Source organism: Leptolyngbya sp. NIES-2104 (assembly GCF_001485215.1).
Lineage (GTDB): Bacteria > Cyanobacteriota > Cyanobacteriia > Leptolyngbyales > Leptolyngbyaceae > Leptolyngbya.
Genome location: NZ_BBWW01000002.1, coordinates 144,530 through 169,253, shown reverse-complemented (window position 1 = coordinate 169,253; position 24,724 = coordinate 144,530). Strand labels below are relative to the sequence as shown.

At 47.7% G+C, this 24,724-nt stretch carries 20 protein-coding genes; 9 read left to right on the top strand and 11 right to left on the bottom strand.

Going from position 1 to position 24,724, the window contains the following annotated elements; all coding sequences use genetic code 11:
• Window positions 1-34: 34 nt before the first annotated feature.
• Genes NIES2104_RS28015 through NIES2104_RS27985 form a run of 7 tightly spaced genes read right to left on the bottom strand, consistent with a single transcriptional unit; the run spans window position 35 to window position 8,939 of the window.
• Entirely contained in the window at window positions 35-916 is an 882-nt protein-coding gene (locus tag NIES2104_RS28015) for a hypothetical protein (protein ID WP_059002220.1), read from the bottom strand.
• A 16-nt stretch (window positions 917-932) separates the two neighbouring features.
• A complete protein-coding gene (locus NIES2104_RS28010; RefSeq protein ID WP_059002219.1) occupies window positions 933-2,309 on the bottom strand; it encodes a TrbI/VirB10 family protein in 1,377 nt (458 codons plus the stop codon).
• A gap of 31 nt (window positions 2,310-2,340) precedes the next feature.
• Window positions 2,341-3,012 carry a hypothetical protein gene (locus NIES2104_RS28005; protein ID WP_059002218.1) on the bottom strand — a complete coding sequence of 224 codons (672 nt, stop codon included), beginning with the start codon at window positions 3,010-3,012 and terminating at the stop codon, window positions 2,341-2,343.
• 48 nt (window positions 3,013-3,060) lie between these two features.
• Window positions 3,061-4,323 carry a hypothetical protein gene (locus NIES2104_RS28000; protein ID WP_156427125.1) on the bottom strand — a complete coding sequence of 421 codons (1,263 nt, stop codon included), beginning with the start codon at window positions 4,321-4,323 and terminating at the stop codon, window positions 3,061-3,063.
• On the bottom strand, window positions 4,307-5,170 hold the full coding sequence (locus NIES2104_RS27995) for a hypothetical protein (RefSeq protein ID WP_059002216.1): 864 nt from the start codon (window positions 5,168-5,170) through the stop codon (window positions 4,307-4,309). The genes NIES2104_RS28000 and NIES2104_RS27995 overlap by 17 nt, the downstream gene beginning before the upstream one ends.
• Before the next feature lie 13 nt (window positions 5,171-5,183).
• A complete protein-coding gene (locus NIES2104_RS27990) occupies window positions 5,184-8,297 on the bottom strand; it encodes a hypothetical protein (RefSeq protein WP_059002215.1) in 3,114 nt (1,037 codons plus the stop codon).
• A complete protein-coding gene (locus NIES2104_RS27985; protein ID WP_059002214.1) occupies window positions 8,298-8,939 on the bottom strand; it encodes a hypothetical protein in 642 nt (213 codons plus the stop codon).
• A 382-nt stretch (window positions 8,940-9,321) separates the two neighbouring features.
• Between NIES2104_RS27985 and NIES2104_RS27980 the strand changes: the two genes are divergently transcribed.
• The 7 genes from NIES2104_RS27980 (at window position 9,322) to NIES2104_RS31390 (ending at window position 17,512) form a co-directional block, all read left to right on the top strand.
• Window positions 9,322-10,194 (top strand): hypothetical protein, encoded by an 873-nt coding sequence (locus tag NIES2104_RS27980; RefSeq protein WP_059002213.1) that lies wholly within the window; start codon window positions 9,322-9,324, stop codon window positions 10,192-10,194.
• 107 nt (window positions 10,195-10,301) lie between these two features.
• Complete coding sequence (locus tag NIES2104_RS27975) at window positions 10,302-10,487, top strand: hypothetical protein (RefSeq protein WP_059002212.1); 186 nt, start codon at window positions 10,302-10,304, stop codon at window positions 10,485-10,487.
• A gap of 65 nt (window positions 10,488-10,552) precedes the next feature.
• Complete coding sequence (locus NIES2104_RS27970; protein WP_225895334.1) at window positions 10,553-11,293, top strand: peptidase E; 741 nt, start codon at window positions 10,553-10,555, stop codon at window positions 11,291-11,293.
• 160 nt (window positions 11,294-11,453) lie between these two features.
• Window positions 11,454-12,821 (top strand): hypothetical protein, encoded by a 1,368-nt coding sequence (locus tag NIES2104_RS27965; protein ID WP_156427123.1) that lies wholly within the window; start codon window positions 11,454-11,456, stop codon window positions 12,819-12,821.
• Window positions 12,822-13,153: 332 nt separating this feature from the next.
• Window positions 13,154-13,741 (top strand): helix-turn-helix transcriptional regulator, encoded by a 588-nt coding sequence (locus tag NIES2104_RS27960; RefSeq protein ID WP_082690161.1) that lies wholly within the window; start codon window positions 13,154-13,156, stop codon window positions 13,739-13,741.
• Between the two features lie 439 nt (window positions 13,742-14,180).
• Window positions 14,181-14,303 carry a hypothetical protein gene (locus NIES2104_RS33635; RefSeq protein WP_263971071.1) on the top strand — a complete coding sequence of 41 codons (123 nt, stop codon included), beginning with the start codon at window positions 14,181-14,183 and terminating at the stop codon, window positions 14,301-14,303.
• Window positions 14,300-17,512, top strand: coding sequence for a hypothetical protein (locus NIES2104_RS31390; RefSeq protein ID WP_059002208.1), 3,213 nt, complete (start codon window positions 14,300-14,302; stop codon window positions 17,510-17,512). The genes NIES2104_RS33635 and NIES2104_RS31390 overlap by 4 nt, the downstream gene beginning before the upstream one ends.
• A gap of 3 nt (window positions 17,513-17,515) precedes the next feature.
• Here NIES2104_RS31390 and NIES2104_RS27950 read toward each other — a convergent pair whose 3' ends face one another.
• The 4 genes from NIES2104_RS27950 to NIES2104_RS27935 all read right to left on the bottom strand — a co-directional run bounded on the left by NIES2104_RS27950 (window position 17,516) and on the right by NIES2104_RS27935 (window position 20,463).
• Entirely contained in the window at window positions 17,516-17,851 is a 336-nt protein-coding gene (locus NIES2104_RS27950; RefSeq protein WP_059002207.1) for a XisI protein, read from the bottom strand.
• The gene (locus NIES2104_RS27945) at window positions 17,839-18,282 is read right to left on the bottom strand and encodes an element excision factor XisH family protein (protein WP_225895333.1); all 444 of its coding nucleotides are present in this window, start codon (window positions 18,280-18,282) and stop codon (window positions 17,839-17,841) included. Before NIES2104_RS27945 ends, NIES2104_RS27950 begins: the two co-directional genes overlap by 13 nt.
• A 143-nt stretch (window positions 18,283-18,425) precedes the next feature.
• Entirely contained in the window at window positions 18,426-19,067 is a 642-nt protein-coding gene (locus NIES2104_RS27940) for a hypothetical protein (RefSeq protein WP_059002206.1), read from the bottom strand.
• Window positions 19,048-20,463 (bottom strand): hypothetical protein, encoded by a 1,416-nt coding sequence (locus NIES2104_RS27935; RefSeq protein ID WP_059002205.1) that lies wholly within the window; start codon window positions 20,461-20,463, stop codon window positions 19,048-19,050. Before NIES2104_RS27935 ends, NIES2104_RS27940 begins: the two co-directional genes overlap by 20 nt.
• A gap of 479 nt (window positions 20,464-20,942) precedes the next feature.
• Between NIES2104_RS27935 and NIES2104_RS27930 the strand changes: the two genes are divergently transcribed.
• Both NIES2104_RS27930 and NIES2104_RS27925 read left to right on the top strand, forming a co-directional pair.
• A complete protein-coding gene (locus tag NIES2104_RS27930; RefSeq protein ID WP_059002204.1) occupies window positions 20,943-21,719 on the top strand; it encodes a peptidylprolyl isomerase in 777 nt (258 codons plus the stop codon).
• Entirely contained in the window at window positions 21,716-24,721 is a 3,006-nt protein-coding gene (locus NIES2104_RS27925) for a peptidase domain-containing ABC transporter (RefSeq protein ID WP_059002203.1), read from the top strand. The genes NIES2104_RS27930 and NIES2104_RS27925 overlap by 4 nt, the downstream gene beginning before the upstream one ends.
• Window positions 24,722-24,724: the final 3 nt, after the last annotated feature.

Below are 24,724 nucleotides of genomic sequence, written 5' to 3'. Positions count from 1 at the left end.
GCAGTGAATTCAGATATCAGCGAAAATCTCAGCTTTATTGCTGTAGCTGCTGGAAATAATTGCTTGAGGAAAGGTTCTGTGCCCATTCCTGCATCGTTGATGATTGCTCTGGTGCCGATGTCGTTAATGCTTCTAGAGATTGGTTAGCTGGAGGTGAAATGATGACAGGCACGATGCGATTGCGCCAAGTGGCTTGTGGGATTGCTAAATCAGGAAGCTCTGATTGCGAAGAATTGAATTGAGGTAGCTCTTGATTTGTCGCTAACTCAGAAGATTGAGTTTTTACGGATGACATTTGAGGAGGAGCTACTATTACCGGAACTGGAGCTTTTATCATAGGCTCAACACCCACAGCAGTCGCTACAGAAGCTTCAGGTAACTGAGCGAGTTGAGGTTCTGGGCTGATTGCCATTGTAGTCGATCGATTCACAATCGGACTTACTGCGATCGTGGTGTACTTGGGTTCTCGTGCGACTGGGCGCACTCGAAACTGGTAAAGTTTTCGTCCCTCAGTCCCTTCTGTAATCAGTGTGAGCAGTGTGCCATTGGTGCTGCTACGAGGTAAATCGGGAAAATCGATCGGGCGAATCTGTCGCAGGTGAACAACGGTTGCGCCTTGATCACTGCTGCATTCTTGTCCTTGAGAAATCGTTTGGCACAGCGTTCCGTCAAAGCTCAAGGTAATGCGAGAAGGATCATCAATCCAGGCTTTTTTCACGAATTCGCCTGTCTGAATAAAACTAATGTTGAGTCCAACTCCGGGCGCAACATCAACGCTAATTGCTTCTCCAGTAATCCCTTGCGCTTGATCGCTTGAGACATTCCGAACAACAGTTGCATTCGCAATTTGAACTAAGAATAGAGTGGGAACGCAAAGTGAGAATGCGTTGCTCAACGTCTTTTGAATGGGTTGCATACTATCCTCTCACTGCTTAAAGACTGATTGACTGATTTACAAACACTTGAACCGAGGTTCCTTGACCCAGAACAAAAATTGAAGGTTGATTGTTTGCTGCTTGTTGAGACTGTTGAGCGCGATTCAATTGACTTTGCAGCAATGACTGAGTAATACCTTCAAGGACTCCAGCCGCTAAATTTGGTCTGTTATTAGTTGTGGTGGACTGAATCCCACTCGTCCCGCTTGTCAAAATTTGACTTTGAGGTTGATTAATCAGCCCCGCCGCTCGTGATGCACCCGAAAGCAATGCTGCTCCTAAATCTGATCCCAGACGACTAGGGCGATCGCGCGCTGCCTGTAACGGCTTTCCTCCACTGCCCAAAATTAAAACAGCGTGTTCGGGAAGCGATCGTTCAACATTGCGCCCGTTTTCAGAGACAAGAGCTGAAGTGGCTTCGAGTTGTGCCAGCCCCGAATTCGTGGCGTTTGTCACCTTTACCACTAATGCAGCCCCGCTCGGCAGCACGATCGTTCCATCAGATGACTTAAGCGGCTCTTGCAATCGCACTAAAAAATTTTGAACAGGATTATTGATTGCTTCTGTCCACGCGATCGGCGTTTCGAGAATTCCCTGTGCGCGGGTTCCGATCGCGACTTGTGCGGTTGGAGTTGGTTCAAAGGTCGCTGTGATGGGTGGTGTCGAATTAGGTGGCGGGACTCCTATTCCTCCAGAAACATCATTGACGCTGGCAACATCAGCGTTTGGGGTGCTGCTCTTTATCGCCACTGAACCATAATTTCCGATTCCTGCGGCGCTTAACCATGCCTGTACTGGATCTCGCGTTGAGGCTGCCTTCGGTGAAGCAACACGGACGACCTGCGGTGTAGGAGTTGAACGAGGCGGGATTGCTGTGGATGCTTGCGGAGCAGTTGCAGCAGCACGAACGACGGGTTGAGCAACCACGGGCGGAGCAGCACGGACAACGGGCGCAACCTGCGGCGTGGGATTGGGTTGAGCAGGTTTCTTCGCTTGCTGCTGACGAACCTGATTCGCTTGAGACTGAAGTGCTAGACGAGTCCGCAAGTTCCCAGTATCCTCGGTTGGAGCAGCCGGAGTGGGTGTGATCGAGGGAGACGGAGTTGGGTTTTGTGCGATCGGCTGTGGACGGTTGCCTCCAACCATGCTAACTAAACCCCAAAGCCCTAATGTTGCAGGAATCGACACTGCTACAATCCGAGGCAACGGACGCGACCAAAACGGGCGATCTTGCTCTACAAATTGAGGCGCAATGTGATCCTCTGCGTCGAGTAATCCGCCATCATGCTTTGAAGTCACTTCCGATGCAATCACTTGTGTTTCTACGGGATCTGACTCCCAACCTGCTGCTTTTGCAATTTCCTGACGATCCATAGTTCAAATCCTCTAAGCGCGATCGCTTCAGTTAGCTTGGTAAATCCTGCATTTCATCAATCTCCAACCCCGCAAGGCGCAGATCGAAAATCATCTTTTGCACATCCGTTGCTTGCTCAGGCAGTGGATTAATTGCGGGTGGAACTGCTTTAATGAAAACTCGCTTGTTGAAAGTAAACAGCAATCGCCCCGGAGCAGTTGGACTCTCGAAAAGCAGAACGTTGCTGACTAAATCCACAGCCCAGCGACCTGTTCCAGCCGATTGTGGTTTGGATAAATTGATAATTTCAGCCGTTGTAGTTGCTTGCCCGTTTAGCACTGAGAAAGGAATCAGTTGAGATAGCATTTGCAGGAATTTCAGTCGGAAATTGTCCTGCTCTGAGAGTAAGAACGATGATTTCCAAGTAATCGATGGAACTTTTCGCCCATTGCCAATATCCCTGCCAGCATCAAGCGCACCTTGTTCTGATTTCGATCGCCAACTCAAAGTTGCGATCGCCCAACTTTTGACGACTGTTTCGATTACATCTGCACTGCGAAAATCATGCGGCATTGCTGTTTGCTGAATCATCCGTCCCCCGTCAAGCTGAACAGCCGTAGGGATTGGACGATTGGCAAGCCGAGCCACCTGAAATCCGCCGTAGAACACCAGCAACGTTAACAGCAGATGCAGCCCCAGTGTCACTAATACGAACAAGGGCATGATCGCTGAGGAATGAAATCTAGCTTTGTGAAAAGGTAACTGCATAGCTTATAAAAAACGACCGATTAAACTCACAAACGACGACGCGATCGAGCTTCCAATTTGAATGCCTGCCTGTGCGAGTTGTGCGCCAGTGCTGGACATTCCCCGAATTGCGGCTAATGCTCCACCTGTTGCCAGTGAAAATGCGATCACAGGTGCAAAAAATCCCAGCAGGAAAGCAAAACTCAAATCACTGAAACTGGTTAGTTGCGCCCCTGCAATCACGGCTGCCATTACGCCTAAGAGGAGGGCATAGTAGATTTTCATTAGCCCGATCGAGAAAAACGTGATCAGCCAAACCCAGATCGGTTTAAGACGCTCGATCGGTAGAACCGAGGTCGATAACATAATTGGACCGACCAGGGCATTCAGCCATTCTCCAGCTTCCATCAGATTGCTGAACACCCACTGCATCGCATAGAGAATGTATTTGAGGTTATCATTGACAACCGTTCCTACCCCGAAGTCAACCAGATTATTGATGAACGAAGTAAAGTCTGCATTGATGCCGTTTTGATTAACTTCTTTGCCAAGACTATTAAATGCTCGTTCAAAGGCTCCTCCAGCCGTTGAAAATAGCCTTGCGAGTCCTGCACAGCTACCACCACAGTAAGCAGATTCATACTTTTGTTGAATCGCAGGGAGTTGTTGTTGAACGGTTCGGTAACAATTCAGCTTGGCATAGACTTGCTTTTGATCTTGTGAGAGTTGACTGAGATCTGCCGGGGGATCAATCGAAGGAATTGCGACATCGGGAGCGGGTAGATTATCGCACTGAGCGAGGAGTGCTTTTACCTCATCTTTGGCTTGATCGGTTGCTAAACGATCGTTGAGTACTGTTTGCGCTTGTACTCCAGCAATTTGAACCTGCATAATGCCGCTTTCCCAAGAATGCAGCAGATGATGAATGCCCAGACTGAACTCAGCTAATCGCTGACCGTGATTGCTCAAGAAAATCAGTACAGCAATCAGCCACAGAAATTTTGGCAAGGCTCCTAACGCAGTTCCACTTCCAGACATTTCGTGCGCCCATCGCGTGAGCCAAAATACTGAAGCAATCACAGCAATAATTGTTGCAATGTAGCTAATTTGGTAATACGAGCTTGTCGGATTTGTTTGAGAAAATGTACTCTGCCAAACGGTCTGCCAGTACTGAGCCGTGTTCTGAAGCTGATTGAGGCTGCCCTGAAGCTTGTCAACGCCGCCTTGAGCCGCAAGGTAAGGAACTGAGATTGTCCAACTGAATGCCATACTACGGAGTGGTTGCATAAAGTCCGGGAATGTAAATCATTGAGCCAGCTTGACCTAGCACTGCTGCCTGTCTAGTTTGCTCACTTTGCTGAGTTTGATTCAGTTGCCCAACGCCTGAATCAATGCTGCTAAGTTGTAAATTCGTTGCAGCCTGACCGATTTCAAGCTGAGTCAGTTGAGTCGAGAGATGCCCCTGAATTTGAGCGGTGATGGCTTGCTGCTGTGAGACATTTTTGAGAACATCTTGAGTCACAGTTTTGCTTTGCGCCTCGGTTGCCACTTGCCCACTGCGCTGAATGTATTGCGCGATCGCAGTTTGCTGATTCATCAGCTTCTCCTGTCCAGCTTTGCTCAAAACCGATGCCGTAATTCCTTGAGCAATTCCTCGATTCACAGATTGGTTAATGTTGCTGCGGTTGAGAATCGAGCCTGCTGAAGTTGCACTACCTCTGGAAGCCGCATCATTCGGCGTGTTACCAATCTGCTCAGACCAAACAGCGTCTTGGGTTGCTTCCGGATCAGGTAGACCCAATTCTCCGATAACACCATCTAGACTTCCGAGCAATCCTCGCAAGTTACCAGAAGCAATCAAACTGTACAAACTCTGTAGCTGCTGAAGATACTGATTGATTTCTGACAGTGTTCCATTGATTTGATTGACGGTTCCTTGCACTGGAACGCCTGCTGTTCCCAAGGTTCCGCCGACTTGATTCACGGTGTTCTGGATGCCTCTCAAATCGAGTGCGATCACTGATCCCGCGACGATGGTAATTCCTAAACTTCCTCCTACGCCAATCATTAAGACTCGGCGGAATCGCTTCCATGCCCGCATCGGACGCTGTTGAGATTGTCTTAGTTGAATCATCAAAGTACTCCTGTTAATCGGTTCCAGTTAAAAGTAATTGCGGCTGAATTTCGCTCATGGGTAAGCCTTTGCGTCTTGCTGCCGTGTAAAGTTGCGAGAATGCTGCAACGCCATCACAGAGGTCACTGTAAGATTCCATCACCCGCGATCGCGCTTCTTGCTCTTCCATGTTGTTTGCGGTCAGTGCAAGCAATACCGCGCTGGGGTAGAAGCCAACTTCGGTATACATACCGTCTTTGCAGATAATCCAGTGCGATCGCAGTTCTCGCGATGAGGGTTCAAAGCTGGAAGTCGCGCACTGAGCAATTACCTCACGGTCATAGCCCAACAAGTCCACGAACGAATCGACAGCACTGGGTTTGATGTAACCAATTAACGTTGTCGTAATCGTTTCAACAATCTGCTTCCCTGCTGCCGACTGGTAGATCGTTGAAACGGTTTGAGCAGAAATAATCGTGCGAACACCCCACTTCAAACCATTGGCGCAGAGTTGTCCGACGATTCGAGCGATCGCAGGAAACTCAAACAGAATCGGACTCTCATCAATGATGAACGCTGAAGCTGGACTTTCGAGAGCGCGTCTGAGCAAAGCAGAATATCCAGACAATGCCAACACTGCTGCATCTTGCCGACTGCGTAAACCTCGAAGTGCGAAAATGAGTAGCGAAACATCAGAGCGAAAAGAACTTGGACGGGCGATCGCTCGACCTAAGCCGCTTTTCAAACAGCCACGTAACTGCTCTAGAATTTGCCCTGCCGCTTCTCGAATCACAGTAGAAACAGTCAATTCATTCTGCTGTAAATGAGCTTTGAGCCAATCGTTAGCGAAGTCGAGATAGTCCCAGAGTGTAGGGGTTTCTTTCCAAGCGGTGGTTCCGAACCCTGCTGCGATCGCGTTATCGTACCGCGTTTTGATTTCAGGAATGGTATGGAAATCTTGCAGTGATTGAGCGACCAAGGTTCTCACAGACTTTTCCATAAAAGAATCATCGGTGTCACCCATGACGATGATGACGATCGCATCGATTTGAAAATCTACGATCGCGTCTCGACGCTCTTTCGCATTTGGCACCTCCCGCAAGTCGGGCATTTCAATCAAATTATTGGCACAGGTTCCCGTATCGTTGTAGGCGACTCTAGCTCCTAATTGCTGCAAAACTGCGGTCAAGTCAGAAAATGAACTGGTTCCGTCGGTTGGACGTGGAAAATCAAATCCAACCACTGGGATGCCGCGTAAATAGAATCCCATCATCAATTCAGCAAGCAGTATGCTTTTTCCACCGCGAGTGGTGGCGTAAAACGCGAGGTGCATCAGCATCGTGAATGGATCAATGTGAACGGGAGTTCCGCCTTCAAGCGTCAGAAACTCAAGCCCACCCGGATCACCAATCTGCGGCGCAACTAAAGGCAATAACCCAGAAGCTTCGTGACTGAGATAGTAGTCTTGACGATCGTAAGGCTTCGTGAGCAAGGCATCCCAAACATACGGCAACGATTGTAGCCAGAGATTTTCCGTGATTTCGTAAGCTCGTTCGGAATCGGAGGTCGATAAACAGTCAGTGAGATAGCTAAAATCCTGCTCTAGAGCGGCTGGATTATTGCGATAAAGCCAAATGCCTGAAGCAACTGTAACAACAGTTGAGCCGCGTTCTAGTGCCTGTCGTGCGGAAATCGCTTCATTCACTTTCATATCAGAAGCCACATCGACTGTTTTGCCTCCCAGCGCTCGCATCGAGAGTTCTTTGGAGTTGCGTGTTAATCGCTCCAAATTAAACTTTTGCAGTCCGCGATTCGAGGTTGAGAGTTCAGTGACAACTTTGAGATCGCGCAGTCGATTGCGGGCGATCGGCTCCCAAAGATAGCGTACCTGTCCCCGCGCAGACGGAAAAGCAGATGGTTTGCCGAGTTGCATGAATCCCGCGTACTTGCGCTTACGGGGAATGTAAATCCATTCTCGTGCAGCGATTGGAACCGCACTTTCTCCCTTTTCTCCTCTTAACAGGATGCTGGTCGCATGAACTTCGCTCGTGACCTCACATCGCAAGCCTTTTTCATCCAGAATCAGCAGTTGTGGAATTGGAGGAGCCGTTTGAGTATGTAACTCAGCGTAATCGGCTGTCCAGAGTTCCGCAGCCGTTAGAGGCTCCACAGTGAGTCCCATCAGGGTTGTCAGAATCGACTCTAAGCGCAAGAATCCTTCTGTGAATGCGAGATGCACCATTTTTTGCAGTCGGGCTGCGTCTGCTTGCTCTTTTTCGCCTGCAAACCATTCGGTGAAGTTAGCGAATGATCTCAGCAGTTTGGTGGTTAGATCGCGATCGCTCTGAGCCTGCTGAGTGGTTTTCACGGTGTAGGTTCCCAGAATGCGAATGCGCTTAATTTGACGTAGACCTCGTTGATATAGCTCACGCGATCGCACTTTCTGACTAAAGACTAATAGTTCAGCTAAATGATTGCTCTGGGTATTTAGCAGAGAGTCAAGCTCGATTTGGCGATCGCGATCTTCAGCAAATGAACAGTATTCAAACGTTAACCGTTCACCAGGCGGCAATTCTTTAAGCGCAGCTTCGAGGCGCTGTAGAATTGCTTCTGCTTGTGCTTCAGAGAGCGTTGCGTGAATGCCCGTTGTCCGAAAGCCAAACACAAATCGCAACTCTTGACGGCTGCCTTGCTTGCCTTTGCGCTGCTCTAATAGCTCGAATCCAACTTGAAGATTTTGTACATTCATTTGCCCATAGCAAACTAGATGCAGTGCATCTTCGAGCGGATGAAACAACTGTGTTTTGCCAGAATGCTTCACTCGACGTTTTCCAAGCTTCGGACGCTGTGGCAAAGGGGAATGTTGTCGCCACTGACAGCGCACTTTTGCAATTCCCCACTGCCTGGGCGCGTGAAACTTCTCTAAGAATTTCCATTCTTTCTGTCCAGTCAACGACCAGAACACAATGCAAGGCAAAAAAGCAAGCAGTAAGAATTGCGCCAGGGTTAGGTTGAATAGTTGCCATAGTAAGGTTGCCACGAGGATGAAGCCAACCCAGAATGGCAATTGATTTGCGGGTAGGTATCCAATGCTCGGCTGTTTCCCCACCAATCGATTCACAGCGCGAGGTTTAGGGGATTGCATCATTTAAGTCCCTGTGGTTGGAGCCGCTGTTGTTCCAGTACCCATAAACAATCGGATGATGATACCTGCTGCCACGACGACGACCAATGCCAGAGCAATCGGAGTAAATGCCGTCCGAAACTCGGCTCCTTGACCAACTTGGTAAACCGCAACACCAATTGCAATCACAAACACAACGACCAGCGCCGCTTGAATCAACCCGAACAGTGTACAGATATCACCTCCGCCCCCACCAGCCGCACCCAGAGCAGTGCTGAAGAACTGTGCGAGTGGTCCAAACAATCCACCTCCACATTGAGCAGCAGTCGGGGCGGCTTGAGCTAGAACTAATGGAGCCGCGATTACAACAACTCCACTCACACAAACACCTGCTAACGCATACTGCATCGGTTTAGAAACGCGCTGCATTCGGCTTGTGAGTTGCGGAATCAATGAAAATAGAAAGGTCAATCCAAACAGAATCAGAAATGCTGTCACCGTTGAATCTTTTAGAATTCGGTCTTCTAGAAACAACGTTAGTCCTAAACCAACTGGTAAAAAGAGATCCCAATGTTCCCGAATAAACGATCGCTCATCAAACCGAAAAAATTGCACAAATCGATGTTTCAAGCCCAATCGGGGCTTTGACTGCACGATACGAGTCATTGCTAAAACTCCAAATGTGAGGCTTTCCCCACAGCGCAAATGATCAAATGCTCAGAATCACGGAACTCAAATCACGTAGCATTTCGTTATCAATGCTGTGCTTGAATTAACCGAGATTCAAAAACTCAATTTGCTGGCAAGGCAATCACGGCTCTTGCGACTTAGCTCATCGATCACTCAAGGCAGTCACGGCTCTTGTAATCGCGATCGACATCTATCTGTATGAATAACAATACTCTAAGTTCCTCAAAACTAAAATCGAAAACGCTGAAACGTTAAAAAGCTTGATTGATTTGAGCTAAGAGAGAAATCGCCTGAATTCAATTTCTGAAAAGCGTTATTCAATAGTACAATTGAACGAATTCTGCTCGAAATCCGGCAAATGTCTAAATTCCCGCATGATGATTTTGCAAAAGCTTATCTAGCCGAGTTACTAAACACGATCGGCAAAGCAGTACCCAATCGTCCCCTCAAAGCTGAGAGTCGCGCGGCTGATTTGTGGTTTGAACTCAATCCTCGATTGGAAGCACAGCGATCGCAGTTGGGATTACTAGGACGATTGCTCACTCGCAATGGGCTAATCGAGGTGTTTCGGAATGCGGCAACCGCGATCGAGATCCGCGCCTGCCAAGGAAAGTTGATTTCTGCCGAAGGAGAATCACTCCGAAAGGCAAAACGTCGGAATCAGCGTCTCACTGAGACGGAATTACCGTATCTGTGGTTACTAATGCCTACGGCTTCGGCTGAGATTCGCCAGGGATTTTCAGTTGTGGAGACTGAGGCAGCAGGGGTGTATGAGTTTCCGAGTCTACAGCGGATCAAATTGATCGTGGTGCATCAGCTAGAGAAGACTGAGGAGACATTATGGTTGCGGTTACTCGGTCGCGAAAATGAGCAAGAACGAGCGATTGAGGAGTTCGCCCAGATACCTGCCGAACTTCCGCTATATAATAGTATCGGAGATTTATTAGCTGATTATCGTACCATTTTAGAGACTGGTGGCAAGCTCACATCTGAAGAGGAGGAATTAATCATGAAGCTATCTGCGGCTTATCTTAAACGAGTAGAAGAGTGGAAGCGCGAGGGCAAACAAGAAGGTAGACAAGAAGGCAGACAGGAAGGCAGACAAGAGACAGTCTCTGAGATGGCACTCAATATGTTGCAAGAAGGCATTACACCGGAGGTGGTTGTACGGGTGACCAAGCTGTCGATCGCAGAAGTAGAGCAACTCCGCGCTAATCTATCGAACGAGTAGGACGCTGACCATCAGCATTTCACGATCACATTGGAGATTTATTAGCGGACTATTGCACGATTTTGGGGACTCGTGGCAATCTCACACCTGAAGAGGAGAAACTGATTATGAAGTTGTCTGAGGCTTATTTGAAGCGAATCGAAGAGTCAAAACAAGCAGGAAGACAGGAAGCTAGACAAGAGATGGCGCTTAAGTTACTGCGTGAGGGTGTTCCAATCGAGGTGATTGCGCGAGTGTCTGAGTTGCCGATCGTAGAAGTAGAACAACTCCGCGCCAATTTGCCGAACGAGTAGGGCGCTGACCATCAGCATTTCACAATCACAGACTATCAGCACAAATTACAAATCAGCACTTAAAAGTGAGCATTCGTTCTACTTCAGATACGCATATCATCGCGATCGGTGGAGGTGGTTTCTCGATGGAGCCAGAGAATCCCTTACTCGACCAGTACATTTTGGGACTCAGCCCTCAGCCCCAGCCCAAAATCTGTTTTCTCCCGACCGCCAGTGGAGATAGCGATCGCTACATTGTTCGATTTTATTCAGCCTTTCTAAAGTTCTCTTGCCAGCCTTGCCATCTTTCATTGTTCAATCCTCCCACATTGGAACTCCGCAGCTTTCTGCTAGAGCAAGACATTATCTATGTTGGTGGAGGCAATACGAAGAACTTAGTCGCACTTTGGCGCGATTGGGGAATTGATCAGATTTTGAAAGAAGCTTGGGAACAGGGAATTATTCTCTGTGGCTTGAGCGCAGGATCAATGTGCTGGTTTGAGGAAGGCTTGAGCGATTACACAGGGAATGGAGTTTACAAGTCGCTGAAGTGCCTTGGCTTCTTGAAGGGCAGTCATTGCCCACACTACGATGGGGAGCGAGATCGTAGACCTGTCTATCATCAGATGATCGCGTCAGGAGAATTAGCAGACGGATATGCTGCGGATGATGGCGTTGGATTGCATTTTGTGAACGGAACCTTGGCCAATATTGTTAGTTCTCGATCGACTGCAAAAGCCTATCGGTTAGAACGAGAAGGAGATCGCGCAAAGGAAACGCTTCTAGAACCAACTTATCTTGGCGATCGCGGAAATCGGAATTTCTGATAGCATGAGAAAAATTGAGCTTATCTTCTGAATGGTGGTGCGGTAGGGTGCTGGACTCAATTAGCTTTGCGATCGTCGAAATTCCCTTAGAGCGATGAATCCGATTGAGCATTGCGCTACTGTTGAACAGTTCAGAAGTCTTATTTATACCGTTAAAACTATGGCGTTGAAGCGACCGAGTAATTCTACACCAGATGATCTGCTTACCCTGCTGGGATCAGAAGAACGGCAGTTCGTAGAGCTAGGTCGGCAACTCTCGCTCGATACCTTGGTAAAAAGTATCCTTAGATTATCTGAGCGACTTGGTGTAGAAGGACGCAAGCGAGTCATTCGTGCCTTCACTGAGCATAATTTTAATGCTGAGTTTGAAGATAATCCTCAAGACGGAAGCCGATTTCGCAACGATTGCTTTGAGTACGGCACACCTTACGCAAACAGTCCGAATTACTCGGTCAAGCTCTACTGGTGGGATCGAGAAAAACTACATCGGCAGTATATTGGGACGATTCCGTTTAAGCGTGATCAAACGATTCGCCTGACCCACCGCACGACTGGGAAAGTTCGGGTTGTTCTATGCGAGGGGTTGTACACCGATCGCTCTTTGTTTGAACTGGTTCCTGCCATTAAACAATATCGACAAGAGGAAGCTCAAAAACGTCGATCGCGCAATGAAGCCAGAAAGAACAAACAGCCTCTACCAGAGTACGCTTCAGAAGTTCCAGAGCTAGGAATCGAGCTTCGTCTCAAGCAGTTACTTCCCACACTGCAATCTTTTATCTTCAGCTATCCGCATTGTTTTCAAGCTGAACTCTCCGAAGATGAGTGGCAGATGGAGACTTTATCGGAATCCGAAGTTTTGGCAATTAAGACAGAACAAGCGCAATCTCTTCTAAATTCCTCGACTCAACCAGAGCAGGAAACAGAAAACATTGAAGCTGCCACACCAGCTCCCCCGAATCACGCCGATCGTTCTCGATCGAAGTCCTCTCCTCAAAACACTGCTGCAAAATCGGTAGACAGCGATCGACATCCGAAGCCATCAAAATCAGCAGCAGCTTCTAACTCTTCAAAGCAACAATCGACGAGTGCTGCGTCTGCTGAATCGAATTCATCCCGTGCTGCTAAAACGATCGATCCTACCCCAACGCTGAGAGGTCTAACCCTAATCAGCCAGCTTACCGAAACGCCGCTTCAACTGGTCGAAACACCTACGCGAGTCACTTTGTCTGATTCACAGAACCAGGCGATCGTCATCTTTGACCCAACGACTCAACAGTTGCAGTCTTCATATACCAGCATTGAATTCCTTCAGCTACTCGAAAGGTTTGTCAAAACAACCTTTCGGCACTCTGCTGCAACAGACGAGCAAAAACAGATGGCAACTCGTTTGAAAGTCCGATTGCAAGGCGCGAAGCATCAGAAGCCTGATGAACTCCTTAATTATTTGCTGGGAACACCGAGCAAGCGACGTAGGATCGCGTTTGACGATCGATCTCATGTGGAAGGGAGAAGCTTGCGATCGGAATAGACGGCTTTGAGACGCTGAGTTGTTGATCAAATGTGTTGAATTTTCCAAACTTTGGAAAATTCAAAGAGAGTGAGTTTTCGTACTTTCCAAATTTTGGAAAATTTCAGATTGTTGAGTCGATGTGTCAATCTCACTACTCTTCAGCCCTCTATTTCCCTGCCAGCTATAGCTATAACCGATCAAGCAGATGATCCCTAGATAAGCAATAGCTCGCCTCTAGCTTCTTTTTACAAAAATCCCTACAAACCACCGAAATCAAAGCATCTAGGCATTGACAGTACTATGTTCGAGTTGTAGCCTTAAAGTCAAACTATCTGTCAAAGCACACCAAAATGCTAGTCAGTAAGCTACCAAAAATCATGGAGCATTACGGACTCAACAATCCTGATGTTCTCCATAGCATGATTAAGCAAGACCTATCAGAGTCCTCGTTAAATCGAGATCAACTCATCAAACTGTACTATGGACATACGAAACGACTGAGCCGAGAAACGCTTCTCGATTGCTGTCGCCTGTTCGGAATCAAGCGAGTCAGTCAACTGATTGACTTGGATACTGCTCCAGAAGCTCCAGATGAATTCTTAGAGATGCAACCGGATTCGGTGTTTCTCATGGGTCATCTACCAGAAATTCTAAAGCAGCAAGGTAGAAGTCAGTATCGATTAGAGATGGACACGCGAATGCACGCGAACACCATTTCAAGTTGGGTCAATGACTTTGATTCGATGAATCGATTTGAACTCAGTTCGATCGAGAAAATCTGTCGATCACTCAACTTGCCGACTATCGATCGCCTACTAACCCTAAAGGTAGTTCCTACACGCGGTCGCCGCAAAGCGAAAACAATTTGGTCGCGCTTTCATCCAGAGGAGAAGCGCCCTAATTCCCTAATGCAAACCAACGCTCTCAAAACTGCCTAACGATTGACTGCAAAAATCAAGCGGGGCAATCCTCTGCAAAGAATTACCTCACAAGCAATGTTTCTGACTGATCCGTTCTATGATTGCGGTTTCCAAAATCTAAACTGCGATCGTGTACCTGTAAGCGAAGCTAACGCTCACCAGCAGGTTCTGTTGTGCCAAGCTTAGGCACAAGCAGTTTGCACGACTGAATGCCTGCAATGACGAGGCATTCAATTTAGCTTTGGGTTCGTGTGTGTTCATAGCGCCGGAGTAGAGGAGCAACACTTCTAGATAGGTCAAGTTTGGTCGCTAGGTCTATCTCGTCTGTGTCCCACGCCTTACCCCGAACTGGATGGCGAGATGCTGTAAATCCGCCATTTGCGATTATCGTATCAAGTTTGCGGGCAAGTTGCCACTGCTGACTCCCTACTTTGCGCCTACAAAGTAGAGGCAACTGATGCAATTTAATTCTATGACCTCGGTTAATCGACCGAGTAAGCTTTTCGCAGGCAAGCTGTCGATCGCAGTTTTGTCGATCGAGCAATGGTGTTCAACCTTCACAGGAGGGCGGATGCCATGAGTCGATCGTTTCGTTCTCTCAAAGGTGATTGCCCAATCTGCCAGGGCGATCGCAAAGATTGCCGTGAGAATACAGCATCACAAATCATTCACTGTCGAGATCTCAATGCTACTCCGGTTGGATTCCGATTTCTTGGAGAAGATGCGATCGGCTTTTCGATGTGGATTGCGGATTCTCAGAGTTCTACACCAATTGATCTCATACCACACAGGATTGAGCCATCACAGCCGAGGCAAACGCTGAGTGTTGAAGAACGCGATCGCCAGTTTCGCAGGATTTGTCGATCGACTGGATACCCTGCGACTCGACATCGACAGAGCTTAATTGATCGAGGCTTGACTTCAAATCAAATTGAATGGGCACATGATCAAGGATTGTTGTGGAGTTGGGCGGCTCACGCTCAAATTCCAGGAGTCACGGCTGATTTACCGGGTGTAACTCCTCGTGGGTATTTGCGGGGATATCGAGGATTCGCGATCGCAGTTCCCGACATCAACGGCAAAATTCTCGGCGCACAAATCAAGCCCGACAATGGCAAATATTTCTGGGTCAGTTCAGAAACAATTGAAGGGGCAGGCATTCATTTGCCGACTGGAGAAGTGCCGATCGGCGTTTACCGACCCCAAGAAACGATTCAAACTACTGAAATTAACTTGGCAGAAGGATTTCTCAAGCCCTTGATTGCATCACAGCGGTTTGGATTATTAATGATTGGTGCAACGGGTGGACAGTGGGCGAGAAGCCCTCAGTTGCTCAGGCAGTTTCTTGATCAAGCTGCTGTTGAACTCAAGACTCAAAAAGTAGTGCTAAATGCAGACGCAGGCGCAGTTCAAAATCGTGATGTCCTGCGTGAGTACCGGGAAACTTGGAACTTGATTCAAAGCTGGGGCTACTCGGTTCAGGTTCGTTGGTGGAAGCAGATTACGAAAGCTGCTTGCGATATCGATGAACTTGATTTCACGGCATTTAGTACAGCACAGTTAATTAGCATTGAAGCCTTTGAAGCGATCGCGGCTCAACAGGAAAATCTCCTCGTTCAAGAACTTCGGCATCTGCTCCGTCGCCTGTCTCGAAAACCAAATCCTGCTCGTGGTTTTCAGAGAACGCCAATCCCACAACCATCTATGATCGTGGAGTATGATTCGTGCGATCGCCAACAAGTTTGGCAGCGAGCAATTGATCAAGGCTATCAATATATTCTTGACCAGAGCGGAACAGGAAGTGGGAAATCCTACACCGCAGGACAACTCACGCCCGAAACCTTCGGGGTGCGGCAGCTTTTCTATGTATCGAATGATCATCGCAATCCTACAACTGAAACGCTTCAATCTGAGAATGGTTGGATTGACCTAGAAGCGCGGCATGGAGGACTTATCTCGAAGCCACAACCGGATGGAAGTGAACGGCTGCAACGTGCTTCTCCTGGAACTGCTTACACGATCGCGCCCAACTGTAACCGCACTCAATTGATCAATGTACTGAGATCGAAGAATGTTCACGGCGCAGACACAGCCGCCTTGATTTGTGGAACTTGCCCCCTAAAAGAAAGCTGCACTCATGCTCAAGGGACTGGCTATGGATTTCTCAATCAGCGCCGCACTGCTTTGGCATCTCCAAAAGTGCGATCGCATCCAGATAGTCTTGCACCCGCGATCGATTACGACTACAGCAACATTCTTCTCATTTGGGACGAACCTGGGCAGAGCTTTAGAGTTTCACAAAAGATTCAGGTCACAATCAGCGATGTTGAAGCTCTGCTCGGACATTTGCTCAAAAATTATTCCCAGCTTCTGGCAGTTTTATCTCCGATCCTCATTGCGCTGTTGGAGTTGTTCTCTAGCAAATCACATCGTAAATTTGGATTGAAGCACGAAGAAGTTATTTCTCAGTTACCCCGACTACCAGAGCTTGATCCGATCACGCTCGGTCAAGTCCTTCAGCCCACGCTCGGTTTTCTCAATACGACGGCTGAGTATGGAGTGGACTTACAGGATCTGCCCAGAAATTTACGCAAGCAATTTTTGGAGAGCGATCGCACTAAAGCTGAACAAGCTCAACAGCACATTTTGAAACAATGGTTTGAAGAATTCCTGCTAATTTTGCAAGATAAAACCCCCGGCGGCTGTTTTTCCTTTCATCGTCAGACTCTAACGATGACACTTCCTGATCTCCGTCATCGCTCGATCGTGACAACTGCAAAAGCAACGCTGTTTCTCGATGCCACGCTCACACCCAATGAACTTGCCCGCAAGCTGAACTGCTCGGTAGAGAAGATTTTCGTCTGTTGTGAAAAAGCAAAAATTTCCAATAATTTGAAATTATTTCACATCAGTGATCTAGGACGAATGGGAATGCAGCGCGGCAAACAGCAGGAACGTCGTTTAAATGCGTTGATCAATCACTATCGATCGATTGATCCCACGACAAAAGTAATTGACTTCAAGAAATTTGCTGCGGATGGTGCTCACTGGCGGGACAGTCGTGGAGTCAATACCTTCTTGGAAACCAAAACGTTGATCATTGTTGGCGCACCATGCCCGAATTTGACTGAAATGCTGGCAGAGTATTCTGTTTTGACGGGCAAGGTTGCGGTAGAAACGAGTCCTGAATTCCAAACCTGGCTACACCAAATCATTCAGGCTGAATTGATCCAAGAAATTGGGCGACTGCGATCGCAACGACGACCAACCGAACAATTGCAGGTCATTCTGATCACAGATTTTCCAATTGATCTCACGGTTGAACCCCTGAAAGCTTCGGAAGTCACACTAGAAGCGGCGACTGGAACCGAACGGCTCACCATAGCGATCAAGCAAGCTATTGAATACCTGCAATCAACCGACCAGCAACCGACTCAAGCCGCGATCGCCCAGCAGGTCGGTGTCAGTCAAAGCTATATCAGTCGGCAATTCCGCGAATTATTACAAACGCTATTAGATCCGATCGATCGCACTCATCATACAGATTCAACCGATGACGAAGCGCCGTTAGATTTGCTAGTTCCAGTCGTAGAGCAAGCTTTGGCTGAAAGTCGAACCCCCGTCCAAGTTCTCGTAACGCTGCACGAAGTGTTCCTTGATTGGCTGCAAGATGAGAATTGGGCAATTGCGTGGCAGCAACTCGCGCCCTTAGTTCAAATCAAAGCGCTTTCTGCCCTGCTGCTCATGCTGCCCTCAGAGGAACTGAGTTTTACGATCGCGTCTGGATGAGCTTCAAGCCTGAGCAAACTCTGAATACTTTCTAAGTGTTGGAGCCTGGTACTCCAAAACGATATCGGTCTTCGGAATTCCTGCTTCAATGAGCGAATTTGCTACACCTTCTTCAGTCGGATCACTGTGGATGTAAACTCTTCCGTTCTTGATGGATAGGTGCAGGGTGGTGTAAATTCTTCGCTGTTGAGCATCCCATCCGGTTTGGATGACTTGATACTGATCCGAGGTGCGATCGCACAACATTGCTGTATCTGCATCTTGCATTCGCTGATACAGAGTGTAGTAATGTTGGAGAACTTGCCTAACAATATTTCGATATTGCTCTACTCGATCCATGCCACAATCTCCTGATTTTCAGCGCCATACACTAAGATTTTAGTTCCATATGTCTGAATGCTATCTTGAAAAAGCGGCTTCTCAAATTGAGTCTCATAGATTTCTTTTGGGACGGCTAAATACAGCTTGCGACTCCACTGGTTATACCTAAATGCAAGCTGGTAATGAAGATATTGCCCTACAGCCGTATGAAAATCATTGACGGCACTCGGATCGAGAAAGCTCTTAATTTCTACTGCGATTGTTTCAGCGTCTCGCTGTGCAGCAATCATGCGCTCTGCGCCCAAGTCTACTTTGAGGTTCGTTGGACCGTAGCGCACGACTAAAGGGTTGTCTGTAATGCTCCACCCATCTCGAATAAGAGCCTGCTTAACAGCCTCATGAAATAAATCTTTCGCACTCACTAATGTTCTGCCAGTCAGCAGGTTCAACTTGTTTAACAAGTATATTCTAGCCTTTTCGTTTTGTTAGTCGAAAAATCTAATTTCACATCTGGAGAATCAGCGAATCTATTCAAAACTTTGGTGAAACCTTGCAATTTGTATTTCACCAAAATAACGTCTTAGTATTTAGGCTATTTTCGTTGGTAGGTATTCTTATAAACTCGCTGAAGTGCCAAGCTATAGCGTCCTAAATCCCCAGATTGACGGCTTGTGACTACGATCGTATAAATCCCAGTCGCTGACAACTTGGTTTGAAGTCGAATATTAATGGCTTCTGGCGATTGTTTCCCTTCACCAATCACATTGTTATTTGCATCCAGTAGGACAAAAGCAGGTTTGAGTTTGAGCGAATTCATTGAGCGAGAATCTGATCCAACGACACTCAATCGAATGTAATCGCCTTGAAGTCCGCGAAATCGGTAAGCATCAAAGAATCGCCCCTGAAACTGAAATCCGCCTGGTGCTAACACTCCAGGAATCACACTGCCGTATTGAATTGGCTGAACACTGGGCACAGAGTGGGTAGCAGGGTTGGGATAAGAAATCGGCTGAACTTGTGTTCTACTGACTGGATGAGCCTCTGCTCTATATGTGAAACTTGCGATCGCGCAATTCAATATTCCAAAACAAGCTAGAACAGCTAGAATCGGCTGAACATAACGGGCTTGAAAGCACTCACTCACGAATTTTGCTCTTGATTCAAAGTTGGATGATGCGACGCTTGCGCCAAGATTCGCGATCGCACAGTTTAAGTTATCTAGCCGAAACAGCATTACTTTGTGCTGGCTGAGAAGATTGATCTGTGCCTGTATTGGCTTGCAAAACATTGGTTACTTTTTGCAGGGTTTGAGTGTCAAGTGGCTTCAGCATTAATGCTCGTTCGGCTGGAGGAAGTTCGGCAATTAAATCTGGATTCGAGGGTTCAGAAGGAAGAGCTTCGATTTGTGATGGCTGATTATCAATTGTTGATGGAGAGGGCACTTTTGCTGGGACGGGTAAGGGTGGAGTGACCTCTGCTTGAGGAAGTTGCTGAGAAGGTTGAACTTCGTCGCGAGCTGTCGTAGATGAAGTATTTTCTGTTGATGAGGGGATTGGTTGTGGTTGAGAAGGTGCTGTGAGTTTACTGGATGGCTGAACTGCTTGAGGTGCTACGGTCTGCTCTCTCTGTCCTGCTTCACTTTGAGCGATTTCTTCAGAGTTGCGATCGCTGCTTGTTGCTGGCGACGGTAATGCGGTAGAGGATGGCTGAGTTTGGGGTGAAGTCTCGATCGTTTGAGGAGTTCTGTTTTCTTGTAGAGTTGTGGCTGGCGGAGTTTGAGTTGATTCAGTGCGTGCGACTGGTGCAGAAGGCAACTCTGAGGAAGCTATCGGAGCTGGGGGAAGAGAGGGCACGGGAAGAATAGGCGTGACTGGAACAGGAGCCGATCGAGTGGATGGAGCAGGCGGATTCGAGGCAACGGTTGTTTCTGCTGTTCGAGGTTCAGATTGCGCGATCGCGCTTTCAGTATCGACTGCTAATGGCGTTAATCTGGGTGGAGTGAATTGAGTGAGAGGCGCAATCGGCTGGGTGAATGGACTCGATTGAACTGGCGGCGCAGTTGCAAGGCGAATCGTTGTAATTGATGGATCAAAGGCATTTGCGATCGCTTGTTCGAGCAGCGTTTGAACTCGCGGAGTGGTGTAAGTTCCAGTTCCGCGCAGGGCTTCGAGCGATCGCAGCGTACTTGACCAGTCTCGATTTGTCGCAGCAGATAGAGCCTGATTGAGAAATTTAGCTTCTTGTGTCCAAGCTTTCTGGAATGCTTGAGCTTGCGATCGCACACTTACACCAAATGGAATCGGTCTGAGTGCGACTAATGCTTGATCGAGGTTGCCTTGACGGTACTGCTCCAAAGCTTGTTGTAAAACCTCTTTTGACCAGCTTTCCTGGAACTCCTGGGCTTGCTGAAAACTGCGACTGTTACGAGGAATGCCTTGAACTTCCTGAAGCGCTTGAGCAAAGCGATCGCGGGCTGCTAGCGACTCTGCTTGCTTGAGCATACTGGCGTAGATAGTTTCCATTTCGCTCGGAATTTCACTTTTCTGAACTGGCATTCCCACAGTCATCGCGTAGACTGCAAGCGATACGACAGACACAGAGAGTCCGCCACCTAAGAGCCAACGACTCATAGCAGTTTTTCCTCAAATTTAGGGTTTAGATGTTTCAAGGCAAGATGGTTTACTCCAATCGTTCAGCATAGCTTAGAGTAAACCGTGTGGTTTGGTGATGAACCCGTGTGAAAAGCTTTTGTACATATCAGGTAGATATTGCCGCAATGCTATCGCGCCCTAAATTCTGCTGTCCTCTCTCGATCGAGAGAGTGTCCAATCAGCTAATTCTTGTGTTGCCAAATCTCTCTATGGGAATAGGTATTACAGTTCAGCGCATGATAACTCTTGTGTAGTCGTAGCAGGATTCGCTGCGTTACTCTGATTGATCTACCTTGCAACACCGAAACCGTTTGAGTGAGCCAACCATCTTAATGCTTGGTACTGTTGCGGTTGCTGACTGTGAGGAATTTACTTCGCTGAACCCTCTACTAGGTTGAATTCGCGATCGACGAGTTCAGCCCACTTTGATTTGAGATGATTGTTCAACTCACGAGCAAATGACAATTTGTTTAAAGTTTGGAAATTTAAAGCTAACTGGCGAACAAGTGGTAGCTGCTTTAGTTCGCTATCAACTTCTAGAATCGCTTCTAGAGCAGATTTTGCTAGATTCGATACTCACCTCGGTTTCGATCAGTGAAGATGATGTGTTTGAGCATTTGACAGGACAAGATTGCAGCTTAAAGCCCGATAACTTTAAGGCATTTCTCGAAGACTGGGCAAGTCAACGGCAGCGATCGCGAACGGATCTCGAAAAGGCAGTTCGACAGTTACGCATCCAGAAACTCAAACAGGCACACTTCGATCGACAAATTGATGCGGAGTTCCTAAAACGCAAACCAGAGTTTGATCAAGTCGTGTTATCGCTGATCCGAACCTCAAATCAACAGCTTGCCGAAGAACTATTATTTCAGCTTCGTGATGATCAGGTGTCGTTTGGTTCACTCGCTGCACAGTACTCGGAAGGGGCAGAACGCCATACTCAGGGGTGGTTAGGTTTGGTGCGTCTGTCTAATCTGCCTCCACCCGTAATTCAACTGGTTTATCAAGGAAAAGTTGGGCAGGTTTACGGGCCTGTTTTTCTCAATGATCAAGCCTGGATTATTCGGATTGAACAGTTCTTTGAGGCTCGATTAACCGAATGGGTACGTGCTGACCTCCGTAATCAGCAACTAAGCTGTTGGCTGCGCTCTACGCTGCAATCTAAGCTCAGTGAACCTGGACAGATCCAGATTGTAAACAGCCAATCAGAAGAAGTTGCGGAGGCGATCGTATGACAAATTTAGAAGTACGATCGTTTCTACCCATTTTCTTCAGCACGTTTCCGTTCAATCGATTATCGGCTCAAGCTTGTCGGCACATTGCCTCGAAGGTCACGCTCAATGATTTTCAACCCGGACAGATTATCTTTGCAGAAGGGGAGCTTCCGATCGCGGTGCATTGCATTGTCCAAGGGCACGTTCGCATCGTTACTTCATCTCAGCCCCAGCCGTTGACCATTGCTCGACTAGAACCAGGGCAGACGTTTGGATGGGAAGGGCTACTGCGACGAGTTAGCGTTGGTTCAGTGCGATCGGCGGGGCTGGATGAAACACTGACGCTATCGGTTCCTGCGGATGAGTTCGAGCAACTTCTGAGTACAGAACTTTTACCAATCATCAGTGAGTGCGTCAGCGCCACCGAGCTTTACGACATTTTGTCGCGCTTCTTTACCTCACTGCCGATTCAAGTTGAGCGCCTTGATTTGAACCACATCATTCAAACAATCATTGAGCAAAATCTTGCGATCGCTTCATTACACGGAAACGTGTTCTCAAACCAGAATCTTGCCTTCTCAGATTGCCTATGGTTCATTAGCAGTGGAGCTTCACAACCGATCGGAACGCTGGTTCAGTCGATCGAAGGTTCTGTCCTTGCTCAAAAAGCTTCATCTCCGGTGCGCTTAGTTGGAATTAATCGCGCCTTTTTCAATTCAATTTTAGAAACAGATTTTCTGCCCATACCAAACCAAGCCTTAGCTACTTCAGAAGCAGTCGTGGATCGTCTAGAACGGCTCCTCAATCCTCCTGAGCAAATCTCGATCCCGCGTCTTGTAGAGCGCAAATCTTATCCTGCTCATCGATCGCAGTCTCCAGAACTGTCTGAATACTGGGTCATGACCTTCTGGAATCTCTGCGACTGCCTGCAAATTCCTTATCGACCCGATATTCTCAGGCGTTGGTATGCCCGACTCGAAAAGCTCAGTGATCAACGGATGCTGCGCTATATTCGCATCGCTGAGGCATTTGGACTGCAAGCCCAGATTACTCGGTTTTCTCCTACGCCGAAAGGGCTGCTACGGCTGCAAACACCAGCAGTACTTGTATTGCACGGAATTCCATGCGTCTTGTATGAAGCAACTCCGACGACAATTACGATCGCATCTCCGATCGATGGTTTGCTGCATTTAGAGCCAGAGAAAGTAGCTGAACAACTCGCGATCGCAGAAGTTAGCTCTGGTGTTCAACTGAGTCATGCGTTGATTGTTCGTCGTCATGCCGATAGCCCGACGCAGCAATTCGGCTGGCGCTGGTTTTTGCCGTACTTCAAGCCACATCAAGGTATCCTGCTTCAAGTTTTATTTGCTTCGATGGTCGTGCAGCTTCTAGGACTTGCCAATCCACTGATGACTCAGCAGATTATTGATAAGGTGATCATTAATGCGAATGCTGGAGCATTGCCTGTATTTGGCGGATTGCTCGTTGTCGTAACCGCAGCAGAATCAGTCTTAACTGTGTTTCGGACATATTTACTCAACAGCACGACAAATCGAGTGGATTTAGTGGTTGGCACAGAAATTGTTCGACATCTGCTGAATTTGCCACTGCCATTTTTTCAGAAACGCCCGGTTGGAGAATTAGCCGCACGGATTTCAGAACTGGAAACGATTCGGCAATTCCTTGCAGGGACTTCCATCACCGTTGCGTTAGATGTCGTATTTTCGCTGCTATATGTAGGAGTCATGTGGCTCTACAGCCCTTTTCTCACGCTCTGCGTTCTAGGGTTTGTCCCACTGATTGCCGTACTTACTTTATTTGCCTCTCCGATTCTCGACAAGCTGATTCGGAAGCGATCGGATCAACACGCTCGAATGCAGTCGTATTTGATCGAAGTTCTCAATAGTATTTTTACCGTGAAAGCACAACACATGGAGGCAATAGCGCAGGCGAACTGGCGCGATCGCTATCTTCAATATTTGGGTAGCAGCTTGCGAACCACGATCGCGGGATCAATATTCCAAGCGATGAATACATTTATCAACAATCTCAGCAGTTTGGTCGTGCTGTGGGTCGGGGGAAACTTGGTTCTGAATGGGGAGTTGACGCTGGGGGGACTGATTGCTTTTCGGATTATCAGCGGGTATGTCACAGGTCCTTTAATCCGGCTATCGCATCTGGGGCAACGAATTCAAGAAGCGAATTTATCGATCGAGCTATTGTCTGATATCAAAAATACGCCGATGGAGTTTTCGGCTGAAGATACTGCGAAAGTGGCACTGCCTGAAATGATTGGACGAGTGCAGTATCAAGCCGTAAATTTTGGCTTCAATCGTCAGCAACAGCAATTAATCAACATCAATTTCGATATCGTGCCGGGTTCATTTGTTGGCATTGTTGGGCAGAGTGGATCGGGCAAAAGTACCCTAGTAAAACTGTTGCCGCGTCTCTATTCTCCGTCTCAAGGCTCAATTTACATTGATGGAATCGATATTAGTAAAGTGAGTCTTGCTTCGCTGCGGCGACAGATTGGAACCGTTCCGCAAGAGCCAGGATTGTTTGAAGGCACGATTCGCGACAATATTACGCTGTTTGCGGATGCTGACGATCGCGCCATTGTCGAAGCGGCAAAGGTGGCAGAAGCGCATGATTTCATTATGGAACTGCCAGATGGCTACAATACGCGAGTTGAAGAACGTGGGGCATCTCTTTCTGGTGGACAGCGACAGCGTATAACGATCGCACGAATGGTTCTGAATAATCCCCGATTAGTGATTCTCGATGAAGCGACCAGTGCCCTTGACTATGAAACAGAACGGCGCGTGGTTGAGAATTTGATGACTCGATTTCGCAACACAACAGTTCTATTTATCACGCATCGCCTTGCTAATTTACGCAATGCAGATCTCATTCTGTACCTTCAATCGGGCGTGTTGATCGAGCAAGGCACTCATGCTGAATTAATGGCACAACGGCAGCGATATTACTGCCTTTACAGACGACAAGTTCAAGAATCGGTTTAATGC